This window comes from Pararhizobium capsulatum DSM 1112 (assembly GCF_030814475.1).
In the GTDB taxonomy this organism is placed as follows: Bacteria; Pseudomonadota; Alphaproteobacteria; order Rhizobiales; family Rhizobiaceae; genus Pararhizobium; species Pararhizobium capsulatum.
The window spans coordinates 2,145,403-2,166,562 of sequence record NZ_JAUSVF010000001.1 but is presented as its reverse complement, the minus strand read 5'-3'; the positions used below and the strand labels follow the sequence as shown (position 1 = coordinate 2,166,562).

Sequence of the window (21,160 nt, the reverse complement as noted above, 5' to 3'; positions counted from 1 at the left end):
GTGGTGACGAAAGCGGATTGAACAGATGGCAGGTATTGAACACAGGCAGGTGGAAGCCGACGAAACGGGCATGCGGCTCGATCGCTGGTTCAAGGTGCACTATCCCGGCCTCGGCTTCGGCCCGCTGCAAAAGCTTCTCCGCTCGGGTCAGATCCGCGTGGACGGTGGCCGCGTAAAATCCGATACCCGCGTCCAGCCGGGCCAGGTTGTTCGAATCCCTCCGATGGACGTCGATGCCAAGAAGACGGGTCCGATTGCCGGGCGCGACCTGCGCAATGCCTCCGATCACGAGCTTCTGTCGCGCATGCTTCTGCATGAAGACGCCAAGGTGATTGTGCTCAACAAGCCCCCGGGTATCGCCGTTCAGGGTGGCTCCGGCGTCAACCGGCATATTGACCAGATGCTGGAGGCATGGACCAGCCCGCGGGGCGAGAAGCCGCGCCTCGTGCACCGGCTCGACCGCGACACGTCAGGCGTTCTCGTCATCGCCCGCACCCGGGGTGCAGCCCAAAAGCTGACGGCCGCCTTCCGTGAGCGCGACACCAAGAAAATCTACTGGGCGCTGGTCAAGGGCGTGCCGCGCAAGCGGGAAGACAAACTTTCCACCTGGCTCGTCAAGGAGCAGACGCCGGATGGCGACCGCATGCGCATCGCCAAGCATGGCGAAGAGGGTGCCGATCACGCGATTTCCTATTACCGCGTCATCGAGCAGGCGGGCCAGAACTTCGCCTGGCTGGAGATGGAACCCTATACCGGCCGCACGCACCAGCTGCGCGTCCACGCCCTGCACATCGGCCATCCGATCCTGGGGGATCCGAAATATTTCGATGACGCGCCGGGCTGGAACTTCCCCGGCGGGGTCCAGAACAAGCTGCACCTGCATGCCCGTCACATCGACATCCCGCATCCCGATGGTGGACGCCTGAAGATCACGGCGCCGATGCCACAGCATATGACGCAATCCTGGAACCTGTTCGGTTTTGATCTCGACAATGCCGGAGAGAAGGACTGATGCAACTCGTCCTGTTTGATTGTGATGGAACGCTTGTCGATAGCGCGGGCCTGATCCATGAGGTCATGTCGCGCACCTTCGTCGATTTCAATCTGCCGCGACCGCAGCTTTCAGAGACCAAAGGCGTCATCGGACTGACGCTGGATATTGCCATCGCGCGCATGCGCGGCATACCTCATGTGGATGATCAGTCGCTGGCCATGACAGCGCATACAAGTCGATTTTTACCGGTGTCCGCGCCGAGCCGGGCTTTCAGGAGCCGCTCTTTCCGGGTATCGCCAGCATGATCGCCACCCTTTCACAAAAGGACGACGTGATTCTGGGTGCCGTAACGGGAAAGTCCCGTCGCGGACTTCAAGCGATCTGCGCAAGCCACGGTTTTGAAAAGACATTCTTCACATCCCGTACCGCGGATGATTGCCCGTCCAAGCCGCATCCGGCCATGGTGACGGAATGCTGCGCCGAAGCTGGGATCGATGCTCGCGATACCATCGTCATCGGTGATGCAATCTATGACATGCAGATGGCCAAAAGTGCTGGTGCAACGGCGCTGGGTGTGTCCTGGGGCTATGCCTCGGTGCCGGATCTCGTCGAAGCCGGCGCTGACCACATTGTCCGCACGCCAGAGGAAATCCTGAAATGGATGGAGAGACAGCATGCCTGATATCCGCGATGACTTGACGGGCGCACTCAGCGATCCCGAACCCGTACGCCGCGCTCAGATTCAGATGCTGAAGCCACTGCCGAAGCGCTTCTATACGGCCGTAACTGTTGCTTCCTCTGACAATGGTGGCCACGCGGTGCTGCTCGACGGCCGCACGGTTCGCACGCCGGCAAAGAACCCGCTATCGGTTCCGACAGCCCGGGTTGCAGCCTTGCTCGCGGAAGAATGGGACGCCCAGAAGGACGTTATCGATCCCGCGACCATGCCGGTAACCCGGCTCGCCAACACGGCCCTGGACGGCGTTGCCAAGGATATTCGCGCTGTTTTCGAAGATATCCTGAAATTCTCGGGGACTGACCTTCTCTGCTACCGTGCCTCCGAACCGGAGGGTCTTGTTGCGCGACAGATGGAGGGTTGGGATCCCATTTTGGCCTGGGCTGCCGAAAGCCTTGGCGCGCGCTTCGTTCTTGCCGAAGGTATTATCCATCAGGAACAGCCGCGTGCAGCCGTCAATGCCTTTGCCAATGCGCTTCGTGCCTATGCAACCCCGCTTGGTCTGGCATGCCTGCATACCATCACGACGCTGACCGGATCCGCTATACTCGCGCTTGCCTTTGCCGAACAGAGGGCTACTGCGGAAGAAACCTGGGCCTTCGCCCATGTCGACGAAGACTGGCAGATCGAACACTGGGGAACCGACGAGGAAGCCTTCCAGCGTCGCGAACTTCGCTGGCGGGAGATGCAGGCGGCAGCGAAGACTCTGGACGCCCTGCGCTAAACAACCGCGCCCTTTCCGTAAAATGCCCGTCTTTGGAGGACGTCTGGTTCAGATTGAAGCAGACGTCCTCCAGATTCTTCTGTTTCCGTTTGTCTTTTCGGGAAAACCGGTTCCCACTTTTCCCTGACAAACTTTAAAGGCGTGGCTTTTCATAGGCTTATGCTGTCATCTTCAACCCGGCGATACCGGCGACGATCAGGGCGATGCAGCCGATTCTGACAGCTGTCGCAGGTTCGGCGAAAAGGAAGATACCGAAAATGACTGTACCGACCGTACCGATACCGGTCCAGATCGCGTAGGCTGTTCCGAGCGGCAGGCTGCGCATCGCAATCCCCAGAAGCACGACGCTCGCAACCATGGAAGCCGCCGTCAGCACCGTCGGCAAGGGCTTGGTAAAGCCATCCGTATATTTCAGCCCGATCGCCCAGCCGATTTCGAGAAGTCCAGCGAGGAAAAGAATAGCCCAGGCCATGATAAACTCCGTTCAAAGGAGCGAGGCCGTCCCCGCGGATGTTCGGAAGAATCGCCTCCCGTGCAGCCGTCTGCATGACGCCTATATGCCATCGACACCGTTTATCCGCAAGATATCAAAGGGCAAGTCAGCCATGCCCCGCAGACATCGCTCGGCTTGAGGGTTGTCCTCAGGTCCCGCGCTCTCGACGCAGCTTGGCCCACCAGTCCAACCGCTTGCGAATATCCCGCTCGAAGCCACGCTCCGGCGGGTCGTAAAAAGTTTTCCGCCCCATCTTCTCTGGAAAATAATCCTGGCCGGAAAAGGCATCGGGCTCGTCATGATCGTAGCGATAGCCGTCACCATAACCTTCGCCCTTCATCAGCTTGGTCGGGGCATTGAGAATATGCTTGGGCGGCAGCAGAGAGCCGTTTTCCTTGGCCGCGCGCATCGCCGACTTGTAGGCGGTGTAGACGGCATTGGATTTTGGCGCGGTTGCCAGATAGACGCAAGCCTGCGCCAGCGCCAGCTCCCCTTCCGGTGACCCCAGATAATCGTAGGCGTCCTTGGCTGCATTACAGACAACGAGTGCCTGCGGATCGGCGAGGCCGATATCCTCCACTGCCATGCGTACCAGCCGCCGTCCGAGATAGAGCGGATCCTCGCCAGCGTCGAACATGCGGCAGAGATAGTAAAGTGCGGCATCCGGGTCTGAGCCACGCACCGATTTGTGCAACGCGGAGATGAGATTGTAGTGACCGTCCTGGCCCTTGTCATAGACAGGTGCGCGGCGCTGGACGATCTCCTGCAACGCGGCTACATTGAAAACCTCCCCCTTGCGGGCGGCACGCCAGACCTCCTCGGCAAGCGTCAGTACGGCTCGCCCGTCACCATCTGCCATACGGATCAGGCTTGCCCGCGCGTCCTCGTCGAGCGGAAGCGGTCGGGCCTCAATTTCCTCGGCGCGGTCCAGAAGCTCGGCAAGGCTTGCCTCGTCATGCGGCTTGAAGGTCAACACCCGCGCACGCGAAAGAAGAGCGGCGTTGAGTTCAAAGGACGGATTTTCCGTCGTCGCACCGACGAGGATCACCGTGCCGTCTTCCATGACAGGCAGGAAGCTATCCTGCTGGGCGCGGTTGAAACGGTGGATCTCGTCGACGAAAAGCAGCGTCTGCCGGCCGGACATCCGTCGCGCCCGAGCCGATTCGAAGACCTTCTTGAGATCGGCAACACCCGAAAAAATCGCGGAAATCTGCTCGAAGGCCAGCCCCGCTTCGCCCGAAAGCAATCGCGCCACGGTGGTCTTGCCTGTCCCCGGCGGCCCCCAGAAGATCATCGAGCCAAGCGTTCCCGAAGCGATCATGCGCGACAGGGCGCCGTCTTCCCCTGCCAGATGCGCCTGTCCTGTGACTTCTGCGAGTGATTGCGGACGCAGACGATCTGCAAGCGGACGCTTTGTCTCCATGCCCGGCGGCTCGTGGGGCGAGAACAGATCGCTCATCGGAAGAACTGACGAATGCGCTGGCCATCGCGTTCGATCTCGACGCGCCAGAAAGAGGGGTCCTGCGCGGCAAGCTCCTCGAGCGACGCCGAGTTCTCAATCGCCGTTCCATTCACTGCGACGATGATATCCTTGGGCTGAAAGCCAACCCGGGCCGCCGGTGAGCCGCGATTGACCTCGGTCACGACAACTCCCTTCGATCCGCCCGGCATATGCAGCTCATCCGCAAGTCGTGGCGAAAGATTACCGACGACAGCACCTGCGAAGGGATTGCGTCCTTCGATCAGCCTTTCATCGCGCGGAGGCTTCTCGGGAGCATCAGTGAGGGACAGAACGACATCGCGGGTCTTGCCGTTGTCAGCCACCGTCAGCCTGGCATCATGGCCGACGCCGACTGTGGTCAGACGGTAACCGAGCGCGTCGGGATGCTCTACCGGGATACCGTTTACAGCCATTACGACTTCACCGGGACGCAGACCGGCGGCCTCGGCTGGGCCACCTTCGACAACGGAACTGACGAGTGCGCCGCGTGCCCGCTCAAGCCCCAGTGCTTCGGCGACTTCGGACGTGACGGGTTCGAAACTTGCGCCAATATAGGGCCGGCTGAAACTGCCGTTTCCACCTTCTGCAGACGCGACAAAAACCTTGGCGAGATTGGCGGGGATAGCGAAGCCAACACCATTCGAGCCGCCGCCCCGCGAAAAGATCGCAGTGTTGATGCCGATCAGCTCGCCCTTCATGTTGATGAGACCGCCGCCGGAGTTGCCGGGATTGATCGCGGCATCCGTCTGAATGAAGAAGCCGAAATCACCGGATACGACCTGATTGCGAGCGAGCGCAGAGACGATGCCTGACGTCACCGTCTGGCCGACGCCGAACGGATTGCCGATGGCTAGCACAAGATCGCCCACCTCGACCGCATCGGAATTGCCGAAAGGAATGGTTTCGAAGGGGCCGTCCGATTCGATCTTCAGCACGGCCAGATCCAGGCGATCATCCTTGAGCATGACCTTGCTTGCAAATTCCCGCCCGTCCGCAAGTGCCACCTTGATGTCGTCTGCCCCCTCGATAACATGATTGTTGGTCACCACGATGCCATTCTTGCCGACGATCACGCCGGAACCGAGCGAGGACTGCTTTTCCGAACGGTTCGGCATCTGCTGGCCGAAGAACTGCTCGAAGAAGGGATCACCCGAAAACAGCGACTGGCCCTGGACAGTTTTCTCGGCATAGACGTTCACGACCGCATTCGCCGTCTGCTTGACGAGCGGCGCGAAGGAAAGCTGCATCTCGACATGGTTTTGCGGAATGGTCTTCTGCGTTTCTGTCGCGCTGGTCTGAGCATCGCTCGTCTTCGGCTGAACAACAAAGGCGAGAAGCGCCAGTCCGGCCATCGCGGACAGGACGAGAGCAAAAGGTTTACGGGTCATGAGAACCTGCTGGAATCGATCATTGGGACCTAGAGATAGGACCTCATGGGTAAAAAGCAAAGACGGCGGAAACGTGAAGATGAACCGCTTCAACACCGGCCCTAACGCAGCACCCCAAACGCAAAACAGCCGGGCTTTTGGCCCGGCTGTCAGTTTTCCCGAAGAACGGAAAATATTAAGCGGCTTCAGCTTCTGCTTCGGCAGCAACGCGGGCCAGATCCTTGGCACCCTTGGCAGCGGGATCGCGGTCAACGAATTCGATGACTGCGAGAGCTGCGTTGTCGCCGTGACGATAGCCGGCCTTCATGATGCGCAGGTAACCGCCGTTGCGGGTTGCGTAACGCGAAGCGATCGCGTCAAAAAGCTTGGCAACAACAGCAACGTCGCGGATCTGCGAGATGGCCTGACGACGAGCGTGCAGGTCGCCGCGCTTGCCGAGAGTTACGAGCTTCTCGACGATCGGACGGATTTCCTTTGCCTTCGGCAAGGTCGTGACGATCTGCTCATGTTCGATGAGCGAGGCAGCCATATTGGCAAACATTGCCTTTCGATGGCTTGCAGTTCTATTCAGCTTGCGGCCGGCTACACCGTGGCGCATTGCTATTCTCCTTTAAATGCAGGGTCCCTCTTCAAGATGGGCCTGCCGTTTCCTGGCACATGCAGACTTTTGCCTGCTGTTTGACTGGGAAAGGCAGAGTTACACCTGCCTTTTGTTTGTTCAGTACTGGTCTTCGTAGCGCTTGGCGAGATCTTCGATATTCTCGGGCGGCCATGCAGGCACTTCCATGCCGAGGTGCAGGCCCATGGAAGCGAGAACTTCCTTGATTTCGTTCAGCGACTTGCGGCCAAAGTTCGGAGTGCGAAGCATTTCGGCTTCGGTCTTCTGAATGAGGTCGCCGATATAGACGATGTTGTCGTTCTTCAGGCAGTTCGCCGAACGGACGGAAAGTTCCAGTTCGTCGACCTTCTTGAGGAGCGCCGGGTTGAAGGCCAGTTCGGTAACGGCTTCTTCTTCGGCTTCCTTCTGCGGTTCGTCGAAGTTGACGAAGACGCCGAGCTGGTCCTGAAGGATGCGCGCTGCAAATGCGACGGCATCTTCACCGGTGACGGAACCATCGGTCTCGATCTGCATCGACAGCTTATCGTAGTCGAGAACCTGGCCTTCGCGGGTGTTTTCCACCTTGTAGGACACTTTCTTGACCGGCGAGTACAGGCTGTCGACCGGGATGAGGCCGATCGGAGCATCTTCCGAACGGTTACGGTCGGCCGGCACATAGCCCTTGCCGTTGTTGACGGTGAACTCCATGCGGATCTCTGCGCCCTCGTCGAGGGTGCAGATCACATGGTTCGGGTTGAGGATTTCGATATCGCCAACCGTCTGGATGTCACCGGCGGTAACAACGCCCGGCCCCTGCTTGCGCACGACCATGCGCTTTGCGTCGTCGCCATCCATCTTGATGGCGATTTCCTTGATGTTGAGCACGATATCCGTCACGTCTTCCCGGACGCCCGGGATCGAGGAGAACTCGTGCAAGACGCCGTCGATCTGCACCGCGGTAACCGCAGCGCCACGAAGCGACGACAAAAGAACGCGGCGAAGCGCGTTGCCGAGGGTCAGGCCAAAGCCACGCTCAAGCGGCTCGGCAACAAGGCTTACCTTGGTGCGGCCGGAAGAGGAGAACTCGACCTTGTTCGGCTTGATGAGTTCCTGCCAGTTTTTCTGAATCATGTGTTTTGCCTTCCGTTCGTTGCCACCATCCTATCGTGGCAACCGAGCCCTGAAGCACCGGAGGAAGTAACCCTCCCCCGGCCGACGAAGTGAATGATCAGACGCGGCGCTTCTTGCGCGGACGGCAACCGTTGTGCGGGATCGGCGTAACGTCACGGATCGAGGTGATCATGAAGCCTGCAGCCTGCAGCGCGCGCAGAGCCGATTCACGACCCGAACCCGGGCCGCAAACTTCGACTTCGAGCGTCTTCATGCCGTGTTCCTGCGCCTTCTTGGCAGCATCTTCGGCAGCCATCTGGGCTGCGAACGGGGTCGACTTGCGCGAACCCTTGAAGCCCTTCGAGCCGGCCGACGACCAGGCAATCGCATTGCCCTGCGCGTCGGTGATGGTGATCATGGTGTTGTTGAACGAGGAGTTGACGTGAGCAACGCCCGTGGAAATGTTCTTACGTTCGCGACGGCGAACGCGGGTGGCTTCTTTGGCCATTGGTATACCTTTCGTTGATCTCTGCACCGCCGTAGTACCAGCGGCTCCACCGGAGGGGACTAAGTCCCGACCTGAATTCCAGTCTTTACGCAAACCGGATACCCGGCCCGCGCGGCGATATCGTCACTGCCGTAATGCCAGCAGCTCCACCGGGAGGGGCATGCTGGACGCCCCTTCCGAAACTACGAAAAGAGGCCGGCGCCGAGCACCAGCCTCTCCATTTCCCCTGAAGGGAAATTACTTCTTCTTGCCAGCAATCGCCTTTGCCGGACCCTTGCGGGTGCGAGCATTGGTGTGCGTGCGCTGACCGCGAACCGGCAGCGAGCGACGATGACGCAGGCCGCGGTAGCAGCCCAGGTCCATCAGACGCTTGATGTTCATCGACGTCTCGCGACGCAGGTCACCTTCGACCTGGTAATCGCGGTCGATGGCTTCGCGGATCTGCAGGATTTCAGAGTCCGTCAGTTGATGGACACGCTTGTCAGCCGGAAGACCGGCCTTTTCCATGATTTCCCGCGCAAATTTCGGACCGATCCCGTGAATATAGGTCAGCGCGATAACAACGCGCTTTGCAGTCGGGATGTTGACGCCAGCGATACGAGCCACGCCTGTTCTCCTTGCTTCCAGTTGCCGTCCGGCAATAGGTACTTCGTTATACAGCCCAAAAGGGACTGACCGTTAAGTTGATGTTCGGAACACGTCAAAAAGATCGCGCCCGGACTTCGTTCTCGAAATCCGCGCCGATCCCAGCATGTTGCGAGTTAGCGCGGTGTTTGACGGAATCGACTGTAAAAGTCAACTCCCATCCTGTGCTTTTTGGATTTCGGCCAAGGCCTAACCCAGGATTTTCTCGATCTCGCGGGTAACAACCGCGACATCCGCCATGCCATCGACAGTCTTCAACTGACCGGTCGAGGCATAATGCTGCGAAAGCGGTGCTGTCTTCTCGCGATATTCGACGAGACGCTTCTTCACCGATTCCGGATTGTCATCCGAACGAACCTTGCCGCCTGCAGCAATGGTTTCTGCTACACGATTCTCGATGCGCCTCAAAAGCGCTTCTTCATCGACCTTCAACTCGATCACGGCATCGAGCACAAGCCCCTTGCCTTCGAGCATCTTGGACAGAGCCACGGCCTGCGGAACCGTGCGCGGGTATCCGTCGAGAATGAAGCCCGATGCGCAATCCGGCGCATCGATGCGGTCGGAAACGATCTCGTTGACAATCTCGTCGGAAACCAGCTGCCCCGCATCCATCACGGCCTTGGCACGCTTGCCAACGTCGCTCTGCTCGGCAACGGCCGCGCGCAGCATGTCGCCGGTGGAAAGCTGCGGAATGTTATACTTTTCCGTCAGCAGCTTTGCCTGTGTGCCCTTGCCGGCACCCGGCGGCCCCAAAAATATCAGCCTCATCGTCCCCTCTTCCCTCCACGCAGCTTCGACTTCTTGATCAGCCCCTCGTACTGCTGAGCGATCAGGTGACCCTGCACCTGTGCTACAGTATCAAGGGTCACGCTGACAACAATCAAAAGCGACGTACCACCAAGGTAGAACGGCACGCCGGTCTGCGCGATGAGAACTTCAGGCAGAATGCAGACGAACATCAGGTAGATCGCACCGAGAACGGTGATGCGTGTCAGGACGTAGTCGATGTATTCGGCAGTGCGCTCGCCCGGGCGAATACCGAGGATGAAGCCGCCATGCTTCTTCAGATTGTCGGCCGTATCCTTCGGATTGAAGACAATGGCCGTGTAGAAGAAGGCGAAGAACGCAATCATGCCGCCGTAAAGCACCATGTAGAGCGGCTTGCCGTGGCTGAGAGACGCAACCACCGTCGTTGCCCAAGCTGGCATGTTGGCGCTGTTGGCAAAGCCTGCAAGCGTCGCCGGCAGAAGCAGAAGCGACGATGCAAAGATTGCGGGGATAACGCCGGCGGTGTTCAGCTTCAGCGGCAAGTGCGACGTATCGCCCTGGAACATACGATTGCCCACCTGTCGCTTCGGATACTGGATCAACAGGCGACGCTGGGCGCGTTCGACGAAGACGATCAGCGCGATCACGGCTACGACCATGACGATGATCGCAAGAATCAGCGGCGTGGAAAGCGCGCCGGTGCGACCAAGTTCAAGCGTGCCGGCCAGAGCCGTCGGCAGATGCGCGACGATACCGGCGAAGATGATCAGCGAAATACCGTTGCCGATACCGCGCGAGGTGATCTGCTCGCCGAGCCACATCAGGAACATCGTGCCGCCGAGCAGCGAGATGACGGTGGAAATCTTGAAGAACCAGCCCGGATCGATGACGAGACCGTTGCCGCTCTCAAGTCCAACCGCAATGCCATAGGCTTGCAGCGTGCCGAGCAGCACCGTGCCGTAGCGGGTGTACTGGTTGATGATCTTGCGCCCCTGCTCGCCTTCCTTCTTTAGCTGTTCCAGCGACGGGACGACCGAGGTCATCAGCTGAACGATGATCGAGGCAGAGATGTAGGGCATGATTCCGAGGGCGAAGATCGCCATGCGGGCAACCGCGCCGCCGGAAAACATGTTGAAGAGGCCGAGAATACCGCCGCTCTGCCCCTGGAAGGCCTGCGCAAATGCCTCAGGGTTGAGGCCGGGCAACGGGATGTAGGTGCCGAGACGATACACCAGCAGCGCACCAAGGGTGAACCAAAGGCGTTTCTTCAGATCCTCTGCCTTGGCAAAGGTCGAAAAGTTCAGGTTTGAGGCGAGCTGTTCCGCTGCAGAAGCCATGCAATTCTCCGCGTAGCCAGTCGGAACCCGCGGAACGAACCGGGTTGCTCCGGAAAAGCTAAATTCTGTGGTTGGAAACCGGCGCGAAAACGACTGCGACTGCAATCATGGGCCCACCAGGTCTCCGTTCAATGCGCTACGGCCTATCCTGCCGCATTATCCGTGAGGGCTCACATATGGGAGCAAAACCGCCCGGTGTGAAGCACCCCGGGCGGTTCTCAAAGCAATTATTCAGCAGCGCCCGAAAGCAGCTTGATCGAGCCGCCAGCCTTCTCGATCTTTTCGATCGCAGACTTGGAAGCACCGGCAACTTCGAGCGAAACCTTCGCCTTCAGTTCGCCATCGGCCAGAATGCGAACGCCGTCCTTGGCGCGGCGGATAACGCCGGCAGCGGTCAGGGCAGCAGCATCGATCGCTGCAGAAGCGTCAAGCTTCTTGGCGTCGATTGCGGTCTGGATGCGGCCGAGCGACACAACGACAAAATCCGCACGGAAGATGTTGTTGAAGCCGCGCTTCGGCAGACGACGGTAGATTGGCATCTGACCGCCTTCGAAGCCGTTGATCGCAACGCCCGAACGAGCCTTCTGACCCTTGACACCACGACCACCGGTCTTGCCGGAGCCCGAGCCGATACCGCGGCCGAGACGCTTGCGGCTATGGGTCGAGCCTTCGTTGTCCTTGATTTCATTCAGTTTCATGACTGTATCTCCCTCACTTCTCGTCGACGACGCGAACGAGGTGCTGGACAGACCGGATCATGCCGCGAACGGAAGGCGTATCTTCCAGAGTGCGAACCCGGTGCATCTTGTTGAGCCCGAGACCGATCAGCGTCTGGCGCTGTACGGCAGGCCGGCGAATGGGGCTACCGATCTGTTCGACCGTAACCGTCTTCTGTGCAACTTCTTTCTTGGCCATTGTTCAGGCTCCCTTATTCTTCGGAAGCAACGCCGGCGGACGTACGACGAGCCTGCAACGTAGCATATTTCATGCCGCGCTGAGCTGCGATGTCCTTCGGGTGCATCTGGTTCTTGAGGGCGTCGAACGTGGCACGAATCATGTTGTACGGGTTCGACGAACCGGTCGACTTCGCAACAACGTCGTGCATGCCGAGCGTTTCGAAGACGGCGCGCATCGGACCACCGGCGATGATGCCGGTACCAGCCTTGGCAGCGCGCAGGAGAACCTTGCCAGCGCCGTGACGGCCGTGAACGTCATGATGCAGCGTACGGCCGGAGCGCAGCGGAACGAAGATCAGTTCGCGCTTGGCAGCTTCGGTGGCCTTGCGGATGGCTTCCGGCACTTCGCGTGCCTTGCCATGACCGAAGCCAACGCGGCCCTTCTGGTCGCCGACGACGACGAGAGCAGCAAAGCCGAAACGACGGCCGCCCTTGACGACTTTTGCGACGCGGTTGATGGCGACGAGCTTGTCAACGAATTCGCTGTCACGCTCCTCGCGGTTCTGGCGGTCTTCGCGAGAACCTCTTTTTTCTTGTGCCATTGTCCTTTTCCTTTTTCTTTTCCGGTGCAATCGGCAGATTGACAAAAGTCGCTTCGGTGCAAGACCGAAGCGACCGGGGTATTATCTATGCAACTTGTTCGAGTCCAGACACGAATGCCTGAAAAGTTGCATTAGAAGTTCAGGCCACCCTCGCGGGCTGCCTCGGCGAGCGCCTTGACGCGGCCGTGATAGATGAAGGCGCCACGGTCAAAGACGACGTCCTTGACACCAGCCTTCGATGCACGCTCTGCGAGAAGCTTGCCGACGGCTGCAGCAGCTGCTGCATCGGCGCCAGTCTTCAGCGAAGAGCGGAGATCCGTATCGAGGGTCGAGGCAGACGCGAGCGTCTTGCCAGCAACATCATCGATAACCTGAGCGTAGATGTTCTTCGACGAGCGATGAACCGACAGGCGCGGACGGCCGTTTGCAACAGCCTTGATTTGACGACGCACGCGAGAGGCGCGACGCACAAGAGTATCTTTCCTTGTAGCCATTTCGCGTGATCCTTACTTCTTCTTGCCTTCTTTGCGGACAATCCGCTCGCCGGCATACTTGACGCCCTTGCCCTTGTAAGGCTCAGGACCACGGTATTCGCGGATTTCCGCTGCAACCTGGCCGACCTGCTGCTTGTTGATGCCGGTGACGACGATTTCCGTCGGCTTCGGCACAGCAATCGAGATGCCTTCCGGGGTCTGGTAGATCACGTCGTGGCTGAAACCGAGTGCCAGCTGCAGGTTCTTGCCCTGAAGCGACGCGCGGTAACCAACGCCGTTGATCTCGAGCTTGCGCTCGTAACCATCCTTGACACCCTTGAAGATGTTTTCGATCATCGTGCGGGACATGCCCCACTTCGACCGTGCATCCTTGGACTGGTCAACCGGAGTAACAGCAACAGCGCCGTCTTCCAGCTTTACGAGAACTTCGTCGTTTGCAACGAAGAAGAGTTCGCCCTTCGGGCCCTTTGCCGTCACCTTCTGTCCATCGACAGTCGCGGTGACACCTGCGGGAACCTGAACGGGCTTTTTACCGATACGAGACATTGTTTTACCCTGTCTGTCCGTTATGGAGATCCTTGCGCCGTATTAGAATACGGAGCAAAGGATCTCGCCACCAACGTTCTGTTCGCGTGCCTGGTGATCAGCCATCACACCCTTCGGAGTCGAAAGGATAGTGATGCCGAGACCGTTCGCGACCTGCGGAATGGACTTCACCGAGACATAAACTCGGCGGCCCGGCTTGGATACGCGGCCGATCTCACGGATCACCGACGCACCTTCGTAGTATTTCAGTTCGATATTCAGCTCAGCCTTGCCGTTGCCGAATTCGACTTCGGAGTAACCGCGGATGTAGCCTTCAGCCTGAAGAACATCCAGAACGCGTGCGCGCAGCTTCGAAGCCGGCGTCGAAACGCTGGACTTGCGGCGAGCAGCACCGTTACGGATACGGGTGAGCATATCGCCCAATGGATCAGTCATTGCCATGTGCCCGTCTCCTTACCAGCTCGACTTAACAATGCCCGGCACGCGGCCGAAATTGCCAAGTTCGCGAAGCGCAATACGCGACATCTTGAGTTTACGATAGTAAGCGCGCGGACGACCGGTGACTTCGCAACGGTTGCGTACGCGGGTCTTCGAACCATCGCGCGGGAGGGCGGCCAGCTTCAGAGTTGCCTTGAACCGCTCTTCGAGAGGAAGAGACTGGTTCATGATGGTCGCCTTCAGGGCAGCCCGCTTGGAGGCTTCCTGGGAGACCAGTTTGCGGCGGCGCTTGTTCTTTTCAACTGCGCTCGTTTTCGCCATAAAACTTATCCTTCTGCTTGTCGTTACGGTTTACTGGCGGAACGGGAAGTTGAACTCTGTAAGCAGAGCCCGCGCTTCGTCGTCGACAGTTGCCGTCGTGCAAACGATGATGTCCATGCCCCACATCTGATCAACCTTGTCGTAGTTGATCTCAGGGAACACAATGTGCTCTTTGATGCCCATGGCGAAGTTGCCACGGCCGTCGAAGGACTTCGGGTTCAGACCACGGAAGTCGCGAACGCGCGGAAGAGCGATGTTCACGAGGCGGTCCAGGAATTCATACATGCGCGCGCCACGAAGAGTAACCTTCGCACCGATCGGCATGCCTTCGCGCAGCTTGAAGCCGGCGATGGAGTTGCGAGCCTTGGTGATGACCGGCTTCTGGCCGGCAATCGCGGCGAGATCGGCTGCAGCAACCGTGGGCTTCTTGGAGTCGGAGGTCGACTCGCCAACACCCATGTTGATCACGATCTTTTCAAGACGCGGGATCTGCATTTCGTTGGCGTAGGAGAACTTCTCCTGCATCGCAGCGCGGATGCGCTCGACGTAATCCTTCTTGAGCCGGGGCTCGTACTTGCTTGCGTCAGCCATCGATCACTTCTCCCGAACGCTTGGCCACACGGACCTTCTTGCCGTCCTCAAGAACCTTGAAGCCGACGCGGGTCGGCTTGCCGTCCTTGTCTGCAACGGCGAGGTTGGAAAGGTGCACGGAGGCTTCCTTGCTGATGATGCCGGCTTCCTGGCTCTGGGTCTGGCGCTGGTGACGCTTCACCAGATTGATGCCACGCACAACAGCCCGATCTTCCTTCGGCAGCACTTGGATAACTTCACCGGAACGGCCCTTGTCCTTACCGGTGAGTACGACGACTTTGTCGCCCTTGCGAATCTTTTGCATCTCTGTCGCTCCCTTACAGTACTTCTGGAGCCAGCGAGATGATCTTCATGTGGTTCTTGGCGCGCAGTTCGCGCGGAACCGGTCCGAAGATACGGGTGCCGATCGGCTCTTTCTTGTTATCGATAAGAACAGCTGCGTTGTTATCGAAGCGGATGACGCTGCCGTCCGGACGACGGATGTCCTTGGCGGTGCGTACAACAACCGCCTTCATCACATCACCCTTCTTGACGCGGCCGCGCGGAATAGCTTCCTTGATCGAAACGACAATAATGTCGCCGACCGAAGCGTACTTACGCTTGGAACCGCCCAGCACCTTGATGCACATGACACGACGTGCGCCGGAATTATCCGCCACGTCGAGGTTTGTTTGCATCTGAATCATATCAGGTCGCCTTCTTGTTGTTACCAGACCGGTTGGGCACACTCCTACGACGGAGGGACCCCCTGTTCCAGCTTATGAAAATTTTGTTCGTGCGCGGGATCGATCGTTGCCAGGGTGGTTTCCTTGGATCAAGGACCTTCCGTGCGCTCAAAGCAAAAGAACGCCCGAAGGACGAGCGTTCTGACGCTGCTTCATACAGATTTTTGCGCGAGAAGCAAGCCCCCGCGCAAAGAGTCTTAACAATTAAACCTGAGCAGACACCACGGTCCAGGTCTTGTCCTTGGAGATCGGCGCGCATTCCTCGATGGAAACGACGTCGCCGACCTTGTACTGGTTGTTCTCGTCATGCGCCTTGTACTTCTTCGACCGGCGGACGGTCTTCTGGAAGATCGGGTGCGCGAAGCGACGCTCGACACGGACCACAACGGTCTTGTCATTCTTGTCGCTGACGACAGTGCCCTGCAGAATGCGTTTCGGCATAGTTTTCGGTCCTTAAGCCTTGGCTTCCGCCGCCTTCTGGCGGGCAATGGTTTTTACGCGCGCGATGTCCTTACGGACTTCATTAATGCGCGACGACTTTTCGAGCTGGCCGGTTGCCTTCTGGAAGCGCAGGTTGAACTGCTCCTTCTTCAGCTTTGCCAGCTCTTCGTTGAGTTGATCGGCGCTCAGCGCGCGAACATCTGCAGCTTTCATGGCTTCTATCCTTACTCTGCGATGCGCTGAACGAAGCGCGTCTTAACCGAGAGCTTGGCGGAGCCGAGGCGCAGAGCCTCGCGTGCGATTTCTTCGCTAACGCCATCGATCTCAAACATCATTCGGCCGGGCTTGACCTTGGCTGCCCAGTATTCGACCGAACCTTTACCCTTACCCATGCGGACTTCGGTCGGCTTTGCGGTGACCGGAACGTCTGGGAAGACGCGGATCCACACGCGGCCGGCGCGCTTCATGTAACGGGTGATCGCGCGGCGAGCCGCTTCGATCTCACGGGCGTTGACGCGGTTCGGTTCCTGAGCCTTCAGGCCGAATTCGCCGAACGCCAGATCGGAACCGCCCTTGGCGACGCCCTTGATGCGTCCCTTGAACTGCTTCCGGTACTTAGTACGCTTTGGCTGCAACATTTTTTTACTTCTCCAATATCGGCTGCCAGGAACGACTGTTAGGCGTTTTCACGACGGCGGTTATTGCTGCTCGGGCCTTGTGCATCGCTTTCGCTTGCGCGGCGTTCGGATGCCATCGGATCATGCTCAAGGATTTCGCCCTTGAAGATCCAGACCTTGATGCCGCAGATACCGAAAGCAGTCTTTGCTTCGGCAACACCGTAGTCGATGTCGGCGCGCAGCGTGTGCAACGGAACGCGACCTTCACGGTACCATTCCGTACGGGCGATTTCAGCACCGCCGAGGCGGCCACCGCAGGTGATCTTGATGCCTTCGGCGCCAAGACGCATAGCAGACTGAACCGAACGCTTCATCGCACGGCGGAAAGCCACGCGGCGCTCGAGCTGCTGGGCAATCGACTGAGCAACGAGGGTTGCGTCGACTTCCGGCTTACGAACTTCAACGATGTTGAGGTGCGTTTCAGAATTCGTCATCTCGGAAAGCTTCTTGCGAAGCTTTTCGATGTCTGCACCCTTCTTGCCGATGATCAGGCCCGGACGAGCCGAGTGGATCGTGACGCGGCACTTCTTGTGCGGACGCTCGATTACGACCTTGGCGATACCGGCCTGCTTGAGTTCTTCAAGCAGGTAGGCACGAATCTTGAGGTCTTCGTGAAGAAGCTGACCGTACTCGGCATTGTCGGCGAACCAACGGCTGTCCCAGGTACGGTTGATGCCCAGACGGAAACCAATCGGATTAATCTTCTGACCCATTATGCGGCCTCCCCTTTGGCTTCCACTTCACGAACGATGATCGTCAGGTGAGCGAACGGCTTTTCGATACGCGATGCACGACCGCGGCCACGGGCGTGGAAACGCTTCATGGTGATCGACTTGCCAACAAAGGCTTCCGCGACGATGAGCGAGTCAACGTCGAGGTCGTGGTTGTTCTCAGCGTTTGCGATCGCCGACTCGAGGGTCTTCTTGACCGTGTCGGAGATGCGCTTGCGCGAGAATTCCAGTTCGGCCAGAGCGCGATCGACCTTCTTGCCGCGGATCATCGCGGCAACCAGGTTGAGCTTCTGGGGGCTGACGCGGATCGTGCGCGCAACTGCCTGCGCCTCATTATCCTTCAGCCGGCGTTCGGCTTTTGCCTTGCCCATAATTACTTCCTCTTTGCCTTCTTGTCCGCACCGTGACCGTAATAGGTCCGGGTCGGAGAGAATTCACCGAACTTGTGACCGACCATGTCTTCCGACACGGAAACCGGCACATGCTTGCTACCGTTGTAGACGCCGAAGGTCAGACCGACGAACTGCGGCAGGATGGTGGAGCGACGGCTCCACATCTTGATCACTTCGCTACGACCGCCTTCACGAACCTTCTCAGCCTTCTTGAGAAGATAGCCGTCAACAAACGGACCTTTCCATACTGAACGAGCCATTGGAGACTTCCTCTCTTACTTCTTACGCTGATGGCGCGAACGCATGATGAACTTGTCCGTGGACTTGTTCGAACGCGTGCGCTTGCCCTTGGTCGGCTTGCCCCACGGGGTAACCGGGTGGCGGCCACCGGATGTGCGGCCTTCACCACCGCCGTGCGGATGGTCGACCGGGTTCATGACGACGCCGCGAACGTGCGGACGCTTGCCGCGCCATACGGAGCGACCGGCCTTGCCGTCGTTGATGTTGCCGTGATCGGGGTTCGATACGGCACCAACAGTTGCCAGGCACGAAGAATGCACGAGGCGCTGTTCGCCAGAGTTGAGGCGAAGGATCGCCATGCCCTGGTCGCGACCGACGAGCTGAACGTAGGTGCCTGCCGAACGGGCGATCTGACCGCCCTTGCCCGGCTTCATTTCAACGTTGTGCACGATCGAGCCAACCGGGATGAATTGAAGCGGCATGGTGTTGCCGGGCTTCACGTCAACCTGCTTCGTGGAAGCGATGACCTTGTCGCCTGCAGCGAGACGCTGCGGAGCGAGGATGTAGGCCTGTTCGCCGTCCGCGTAGTTGATCAGCGCAATGAACGCCGTACGGTTCGGGTCATATTCCAGACGCTCTACGGTGCCCTCAACGTCGAACTTGCGACGCTTGAAGTCGATCAGACGGTAGGTCCGCTTGTGACCGCCGCCCTGGTAGCGCACGGTAATGCGACCGGTGTTATTGCGACCGCCCTTGGAGGACAGGCCTTCGGTCAACGCCTTGACCGGCTTGCCCTTGTGAAGGCCGGACCGGTCGACGATGACCAGCTGACGCTGGCTCGGGGTCGTCGGATTGAAACTTTTCAATGCCATTTTCTTGTTCCCTTATGGGTTCTGCCCTGAGGTTTTGAACCGCGGGTTTAACCTTTAGAGCCCGGTAGAGACGTCGATGGACTGACCGTCAGCGAGCGTGACGATTGCCTTCTTGACGTCCGACTGCCGGCCAGCGAAGCCACGGAAGCGCTTGAGCTTGCCCTTGCGGACGAGCGTGTTCACGGCCGTAACCTTGACGCCGAACAGAGCTTCGACGGCAGCCTTGATTTCAGGCTTGGAAGCACCCTTGGCGACGTTAAAGACGATCTGGTTGTTTTCAGATACCAGGGTCGACTTTTCCGTGATCGACGGAGAGACGATCACATCATAGTGGCGAAGATCGGTCACTTGAAACGCTCCTCTAGAGCTTCCACTGCAGCCTTGGACAGCACGAGCTTGCCGCGACGCAGAATGTCGTAAACATTGATGCCCTGAACCGGCAGAACGTCCACGTTCGGGATGTTCTGAGCAGCAAGCTTGAAGTTGTTGTCAAGCTCGGCGCCGCCGATGATCAGTGCGTTGGTGAGGCCGAGCGAAGCGAACTGACCGGCAAGAACCTTGGTTTTTGCTTCAGCAGCAACCAGGTTGTCGACGATGATCACGCCTTCAGCGCGAAGCTTGGCCGACAGCGCATGGCGCAGGCCGAGAGCACGAACTTTCTTCGGCAGGTCATGGGCGTGGCTGCGAACAACCGGACCATGAGCCTTACCGCCGCCGCGGAACTGCGGTGCACGAGCCGAATGGTGACGAGCGCGGCCCGTACCCTTCTGCTTGAACATCTTGGCGCCGGTGCGGGCGACTTCAGCGCGACCCTTCGCCTTGTGAGTGCCCTGCTGCTTCTTGGCAAGCTGCCAGCGAACAACGCGAGCGATGATGTCTTCGCGGGGCTCAAGGCCGAAAATCGCGTCGGACAAGGAGACCTTGCCGGCTTCTTTTCCCTCAAGGGTGGTTACATTGAGATCCATAGTCGGGCCTCCTTACTTGGCTGCGCGCACAGCGGCGGGACGCGGAGCGTCAGCCGGAGTGCCGGACTTGATGGCGTCGCGAACGACGATCCATGCGCCCTTGGAGCCGGGTACGGCGCCCTTGACGAGGATCAGGCCGCGGTCTTCATCGGTGGAGACCACTTCCAGGTTCTGGGTGGTAATGCGCGTCTGGCCCATATGACCAGCCATGCGCTTGCCCTTCCAGACCTTACCCGGATCCTGGTTGTTACCTGTCGAACCATGCGAACGGTGAGAGACGGACACGCCGTGCGTAGCACGCAGGCCGCCGAAGTTGTGGCGCTTCATCGCACCGGCAAAACCCTTACCGACCGAAGTACCAGTCACGTCGACCAGCTGGCCGGCGATGAAATGGTTTGCAGTGATCTCAGCGCCGACATCGATGAGGTTGTCGGACGAAACGCGAAACTCGACGACCTTTGCCTTCGGCTCTACGCTTGCGGCAGCAAACTGACCGCGCTGCGCCTTGTTCGTGTTCTTGACCTTGGACTGGCCAGCACCGAGCTGAACTGCGGTGTAGCCATTCTTGTCTTCCGTGCGATGGGCCACTACCTGGCAGTTTTCCATACGCAGAACTGTTACCGGGATATGCTCACCAGCGTCGTTATAGACGCGGGTCATCCCAACTTTCTGTGCAATCACACCTGAACGCATTGGTTCATTCCTCTTGAGAGTTAGCTTCGGGGCGAACCCCTCCGCATCTCTGGTTTAAGGTCTCCCTCGGATCGTCCGATCAGAGGGTCGCCCGTTTTGGGAAGCCGTTGGACCTAGGTCCACGTACCTTCCTTGTTATTAAAGCTTGATTTCGACGTCGACGCCGGCAGCGAGGTCGAGCTTCATCAGCGCGTCAACGGTCTGCGGGGTCGGATCGACGATGTCGAGAAGACGCTTGTGCGTACGCATCTCGAACTGTTCGCGGCTCTTCTTGTCTACGTGGGGCGAGCGGTTGACTGTGAACTTCTCAATCCGCGTCGGAAGCGGCACCGGGCCACGGACCGAAGCACCCGTGCGCTTGGCCGTCGAAACGATTTCCCGCGTAGAGGCGTCAAGAATCCGATGATCAAACGCCTTGAGGCGGATGCGGATATTCTGGCCGTTCATTCGACTTGTCCTTGTTCTTGTTAAGCGAATGCCTCAAGTGGAGGCGGTTCGTTTTCGTTTCCGGGTGCTCATGCTTCAAAGAGCACAGAAAGCAAATCGCTTTCTGTTCGTTCGAATCTGCAAATCGACCCGCGACATATACGGAATCGGCGTCCGATACAATGCCCGAACGCCTACGGAAGCGCGATTTTTCGCGCTTCCGCCAATTCGAGAGGCATACGATCCAAATCGCATGCTTCGACCAACAAATGATCGTGGAAGCGGCGCTTATGGCGCGCCACTTCCCT

General features: G+C 58.8%; 33 protein-coding genes and 1 pseudogene. 4 read left to right on the top strand and 30 right to left on the bottom strand.

Going from position 1 to position 21,160, the window contains the following annotated elements; genetic code table 11:
- The first annotated feature begins 25 nt into the window (after window positions 1–25).
- From QO002_RS10465 to QO002_RS10455, 3 genes and pseudogenes are all read left to right on the top strand, one after another.
- Window positions 26–1,012 (top strand): RluA family pseudouridine synthase, encoded by a 987-nt coding sequence (locus QO002_RS10465; protein WP_307229316.1) that lies wholly within the window; start codon window positions 26–28, stop codon window positions 1,010–1,012.
- A pseudogene (locus QO002_RS10460) lies at window positions 1,012–1,676 on the top strand (HAD-IA family hydrolase). The gene QO002_RS10465 and the pseudogene QO002_RS10460 overlap by 1 nt, the downstream one beginning before the upstream one ends.
- Window positions 1,669–2,454: an ATP12 family chaperone protein gene (locus tag QO002_RS10455; RefSeq protein WP_307229314.1), complete on the top strand. Its 786-nt coding sequence runs from the start codon at window positions 1,669–1,671 to the stop codon at window positions 2,452–2,454. Before QO002_RS10460 ends, QO002_RS10455 begins: the two are co-directional and overlap by 8 nt.
- A 157-nt stretch (window positions 2,455–2,611) precedes the next feature.
- Here QO002_RS10455 and sugE read toward each other — a convergent pair whose 3' ends face one another.
- The 12 genes from sugE to rpsE form a co-directional block, all read right to left on the bottom strand.
- Window positions 2,612–2,926: a quaternary ammonium compound efflux SMR transporter SugE gene (gene sugE / locus QO002_RS10450; protein ID WP_307229312.1), complete on the bottom strand. Its 315-nt coding sequence runs from the start codon at window positions 2,924–2,926 to the stop codon at window positions 2,612–2,614.
- 169 nt (window positions 2,927–3,095) lie between these two features.
- Window positions 3,096–4,406 carry a replication-associated recombination protein A gene (locus QO002_RS10445; protein ID WP_307229310.1) on the bottom strand — a complete coding sequence of 437 codons (1,311 nt, stop codon included), beginning with the start codon at window positions 4,404–4,406 and terminating at the stop codon, window positions 3,096–3,098.
- A complete protein-coding gene (locus QO002_RS10440; protein WP_307229308.1) occupies window positions 4,403–5,836 on the bottom strand; it encodes a DegQ family serine endoprotease in 1,434 nt (477 codons plus the stop codon). Before QO002_RS10440 ends, QO002_RS10445 begins: the two co-directional genes overlap by 4 nt.
- 175 nt (window positions 5,837–6,011) lie before the next feature.
- The gene (rplQ, locus tag QO002_RS10435; protein ID WP_307229306.1) at window positions 6,012–6,434 is read right to left on the bottom strand and encodes a 50S ribosomal protein L17; all 423 of its coding nucleotides are present in this window, start codon (window positions 6,432–6,434) and stop codon (window positions 6,012–6,014) included.
- 120 nt (window positions 6,435–6,554) lie between these two features.
- Window positions 6,555–7,565 carry a DNA-directed RNA polymerase subunit alpha gene (locus QO002_RS10430; protein WP_037100639.1) on the bottom strand — a complete coding sequence of 337 codons (1,011 nt, stop codon included), beginning with the start codon at window positions 7,563–7,565 and terminating at the stop codon, window positions 6,555–6,557.
- Between the two features lie 97 nt (window positions 7,566–7,662).
- Window positions 7,663–8,052, bottom strand: coding sequence for a 30S ribosomal protein S11 (gene rpsK / locus QO002_RS10425; protein WP_018328263.1), 390 nt, complete (start codon window positions 8,050–8,052; stop codon window positions 7,663–7,665).
- A 237-nt stretch (window positions 8,053–8,289) separates the two neighbouring features.
- Window positions 8,290–8,658, bottom strand: coding sequence for a 30S ribosomal protein S13 (gene rpsM, locus QO002_RS10420; RefSeq protein ID WP_307229301.1), 369 nt, complete (start codon window positions 8,656–8,658; stop codon window positions 8,290–8,292).
- A 228-nt stretch (window positions 8,659–8,886) separates the two neighbouring features.
- A complete protein-coding gene (locus QO002_RS10415) occupies window positions 8,887–9,465 on the bottom strand; it encodes an adenylate kinase (protein ID WP_307229299.1) in 579 nt (192 codons plus the stop codon).
- Complete coding sequence (secY, locus tag QO002_RS10410) at window positions 9,462–10,802, bottom strand: preprotein translocase subunit SecY (RefSeq protein ID WP_307229297.1); 1,341 nt, start codon at window positions 10,800–10,802, stop codon at window positions 9,462–9,464. The genes QO002_RS10415 and secY overlap by 4 nt, the downstream gene beginning before the upstream one ends.
- A gap of 227 nt (window positions 10,803–11,029) precedes the next feature.
- Window positions 11,030–11,500, bottom strand: a complete 471-nt coding sequence (gene rplO / locus QO002_RS10405) for a 50S ribosomal protein L15 (RefSeq protein ID WP_307229294.1) — start codon at window positions 11,498–11,500, stop codon at window positions 11,030–11,032.
- Window positions 11,501–11,513: 13 nt separating this feature from the next.
- Window positions 11,514–11,717, bottom strand: coding sequence for a 50S ribosomal protein L30 (rpmD, locus tag QO002_RS10400; protein WP_307229292.1), 204 nt, complete (start codon window positions 11,715–11,717; stop codon window positions 11,514–11,516).
- Between the two features lie 13 nt (window positions 11,718–11,730).
- Window positions 11,731–12,300, bottom strand: coding sequence for a 30S ribosomal protein S5 (rpsE, locus tag QO002_RS10395; RefSeq protein ID WP_307229290.1), 570 nt, complete (start codon window positions 12,298–12,300; stop codon window positions 11,731–11,733).
- Between rpsE and QO002_RS30890 the strand changes: the two genes are divergently transcribed.
- Window positions 12,294–12,422 carry a hypothetical protein gene (locus QO002_RS30890; protein WP_370878476.1) on the top strand — a complete coding sequence of 43 codons (129 nt, stop codon included), beginning with the start codon at window positions 12,294–12,296 and terminating at the stop codon, window positions 12,420–12,422. The two genes, rpsE and QO002_RS30890, sit on opposite strands and share 7 nt — an antisense overlap.
- Before the next feature lie 9 nt (window positions 12,423–12,431).
- Here the strand turns inward: QO002_RS30890 and rplR are convergent, their stop codons facing one another.
- The 18 genes from rplR to rpsJ form a co-directional block, all read right to left on the bottom strand.
- Window positions 12,432–12,794 (bottom strand): 50S ribosomal protein L18, encoded by a 363-nt coding sequence (rplR, locus tag QO002_RS10390; protein ID WP_056319051.1) that lies wholly within the window; start codon window positions 12,792–12,794, stop codon window positions 12,432–12,434.
- Between the two features lie 12 nt (window positions 12,795–12,806).
- Window positions 12,807–13,340, bottom strand: a complete 534-nt coding sequence (rplF, locus tag QO002_RS10385) for a 50S ribosomal protein L6 (RefSeq protein ID WP_307229285.1) — start codon at window positions 13,338–13,340, stop codon at window positions 12,807–12,809.
- Window positions 13,341–13,382: 42 nt separating this feature from the next.
- Complete coding sequence (rpsH, locus tag QO002_RS10380) at window positions 13,383–13,781, bottom strand: 30S ribosomal protein S8 (protein WP_307229283.1); 399 nt, start codon at window positions 13,779–13,781, stop codon at window positions 13,383–13,385.
- Between the two features lie 12 nt (window positions 13,782–13,793).
- Entirely contained in the window at window positions 13,794–14,099 is a 306-nt protein-coding gene (gene rpsN / locus QO002_RS10375; RefSeq protein WP_307229279.1) for a 30S ribosomal protein S14, read from the bottom strand.
- Between the two features lie 30 nt (window positions 14,100–14,129).
- Window positions 14,130–14,690 (bottom strand): 50S ribosomal protein L5, encoded by a 561-nt coding sequence (rplE, locus tag QO002_RS10370; RefSeq protein WP_307229277.1) that lies wholly within the window; start codon window positions 14,688–14,690, stop codon window positions 14,130–14,132.
- On the bottom strand, window positions 14,683–14,994 hold the full coding sequence (rplX, locus tag QO002_RS10365; RefSeq protein WP_307229275.1) for a 50S ribosomal protein L24: 312 nt from the start codon (window positions 14,992–14,994) through the stop codon (window positions 14,683–14,685). The genes rplE and rplX overlap by 8 nt, the downstream gene beginning before the upstream one ends.
- A gap of 13 nt (window positions 14,995–15,007) precedes the next feature.
- Entirely contained in the window at window positions 15,008–15,376 is a 369-nt protein-coding gene (gene rplN / locus QO002_RS10360) for a 50S ribosomal protein L14 (RefSeq protein WP_018328276.1), read from the bottom strand.
- 243 nt (window positions 15,377–15,619) lie between these two features.
- On the bottom strand, window positions 15,620–15,856 hold the full coding sequence (gene rpsQ, locus QO002_RS10355; protein WP_307229273.1) for a 30S ribosomal protein S17: 237 nt from the start codon (window positions 15,854–15,856) through the stop codon (window positions 15,620–15,622).
- A 12-nt stretch (window positions 15,857–15,868) separates the two neighbouring features.
- Window positions 15,869–16,069 (bottom strand): 50S ribosomal protein L29, encoded by a 201-nt coding sequence (gene rpmC, locus QO002_RS10350; RefSeq protein ID WP_056319072.1) that lies wholly within the window; start codon window positions 16,067–16,069, stop codon window positions 15,869–15,871.
- Window positions 16,070–16,080: 11 nt separating this feature from the next.
- Complete coding sequence (gene rplP, locus QO002_RS10345; protein WP_117372290.1) at window positions 16,081–16,494, bottom strand: 50S ribosomal protein L16; 414 nt, start codon at window positions 16,492–16,494, stop codon at window positions 16,081–16,083.
- 38 nt (window positions 16,495–16,532) lie between these two features.
- Window positions 16,533–17,246, bottom strand: coding sequence for a 30S ribosomal protein S3 (gene rpsC / locus QO002_RS10340; RefSeq protein ID WP_307229269.1), 714 nt, complete (start codon window positions 17,244–17,246; stop codon window positions 16,533–16,535).
- Window positions 17,246–17,635 (bottom strand): 50S ribosomal protein L22, encoded by a 390-nt coding sequence (rplV, locus tag QO002_RS10335; RefSeq protein ID WP_307229267.1) that lies wholly within the window; start codon window positions 17,633–17,635, stop codon window positions 17,246–17,248. Before rplV ends, rpsC begins: the two co-directional genes overlap by 1 nt.
- Window positions 17,636–17,637: 2 nt before the next feature.
- A complete protein-coding gene (gene rpsS, locus QO002_RS10330) occupies window positions 17,638–17,916 on the bottom strand; it encodes a 30S ribosomal protein S19 (protein ID WP_307229265.1) in 279 nt (92 codons plus the stop codon).
- Between the two features lie 15 nt (window positions 17,917–17,931).
- A complete protein-coding gene (rplB, locus tag QO002_RS10325) occupies window positions 17,932–18,768 on the bottom strand; it encodes a 50S ribosomal protein L2 (protein WP_307229263.1) in 837 nt (278 codons plus the stop codon).
- A 54-nt stretch (window positions 18,769–18,822) separates the two neighbouring features.
- Entirely contained in the window at window positions 18,823–19,116 is a 294-nt protein-coding gene (locus tag QO002_RS10320) for a 50S ribosomal protein L23 (protein ID WP_307229261.1), read from the bottom strand.
- The gene (rplD, locus tag QO002_RS10315) at window positions 19,113–19,733 is read right to left on the bottom strand and encodes a 50S ribosomal protein L4 (protein ID WP_307229258.1); all 621 of its coding nucleotides are present in this window, start codon (window positions 19,731–19,733) and stop codon (window positions 19,113–19,115) included. The genes QO002_RS10320 and rplD overlap by 4 nt, the downstream gene beginning before the upstream one ends.
- Before the next feature lie 12 nt (window positions 19,734–19,745).
- Window positions 19,746–20,426 (bottom strand): 50S ribosomal protein L3, encoded by a 681-nt coding sequence (gene rplC, locus QO002_RS10310; RefSeq protein WP_307229256.1) that lies wholly within the window; start codon window positions 20,424–20,426, stop codon window positions 19,746–19,748.
- A 138-nt stretch (window positions 20,427–20,564) separates the two neighbouring features.
- Complete coding sequence (gene rpsJ, locus QO002_RS10305) at window positions 20,565–20,873, bottom strand: 30S ribosomal protein S10 (protein ID WP_003507767.1); 309 nt, start codon at window positions 20,871–20,873, stop codon at window positions 20,565–20,567.
- Between the last annotated feature and the right edge of the window lie 287 nt (window positions 20,874–21,160).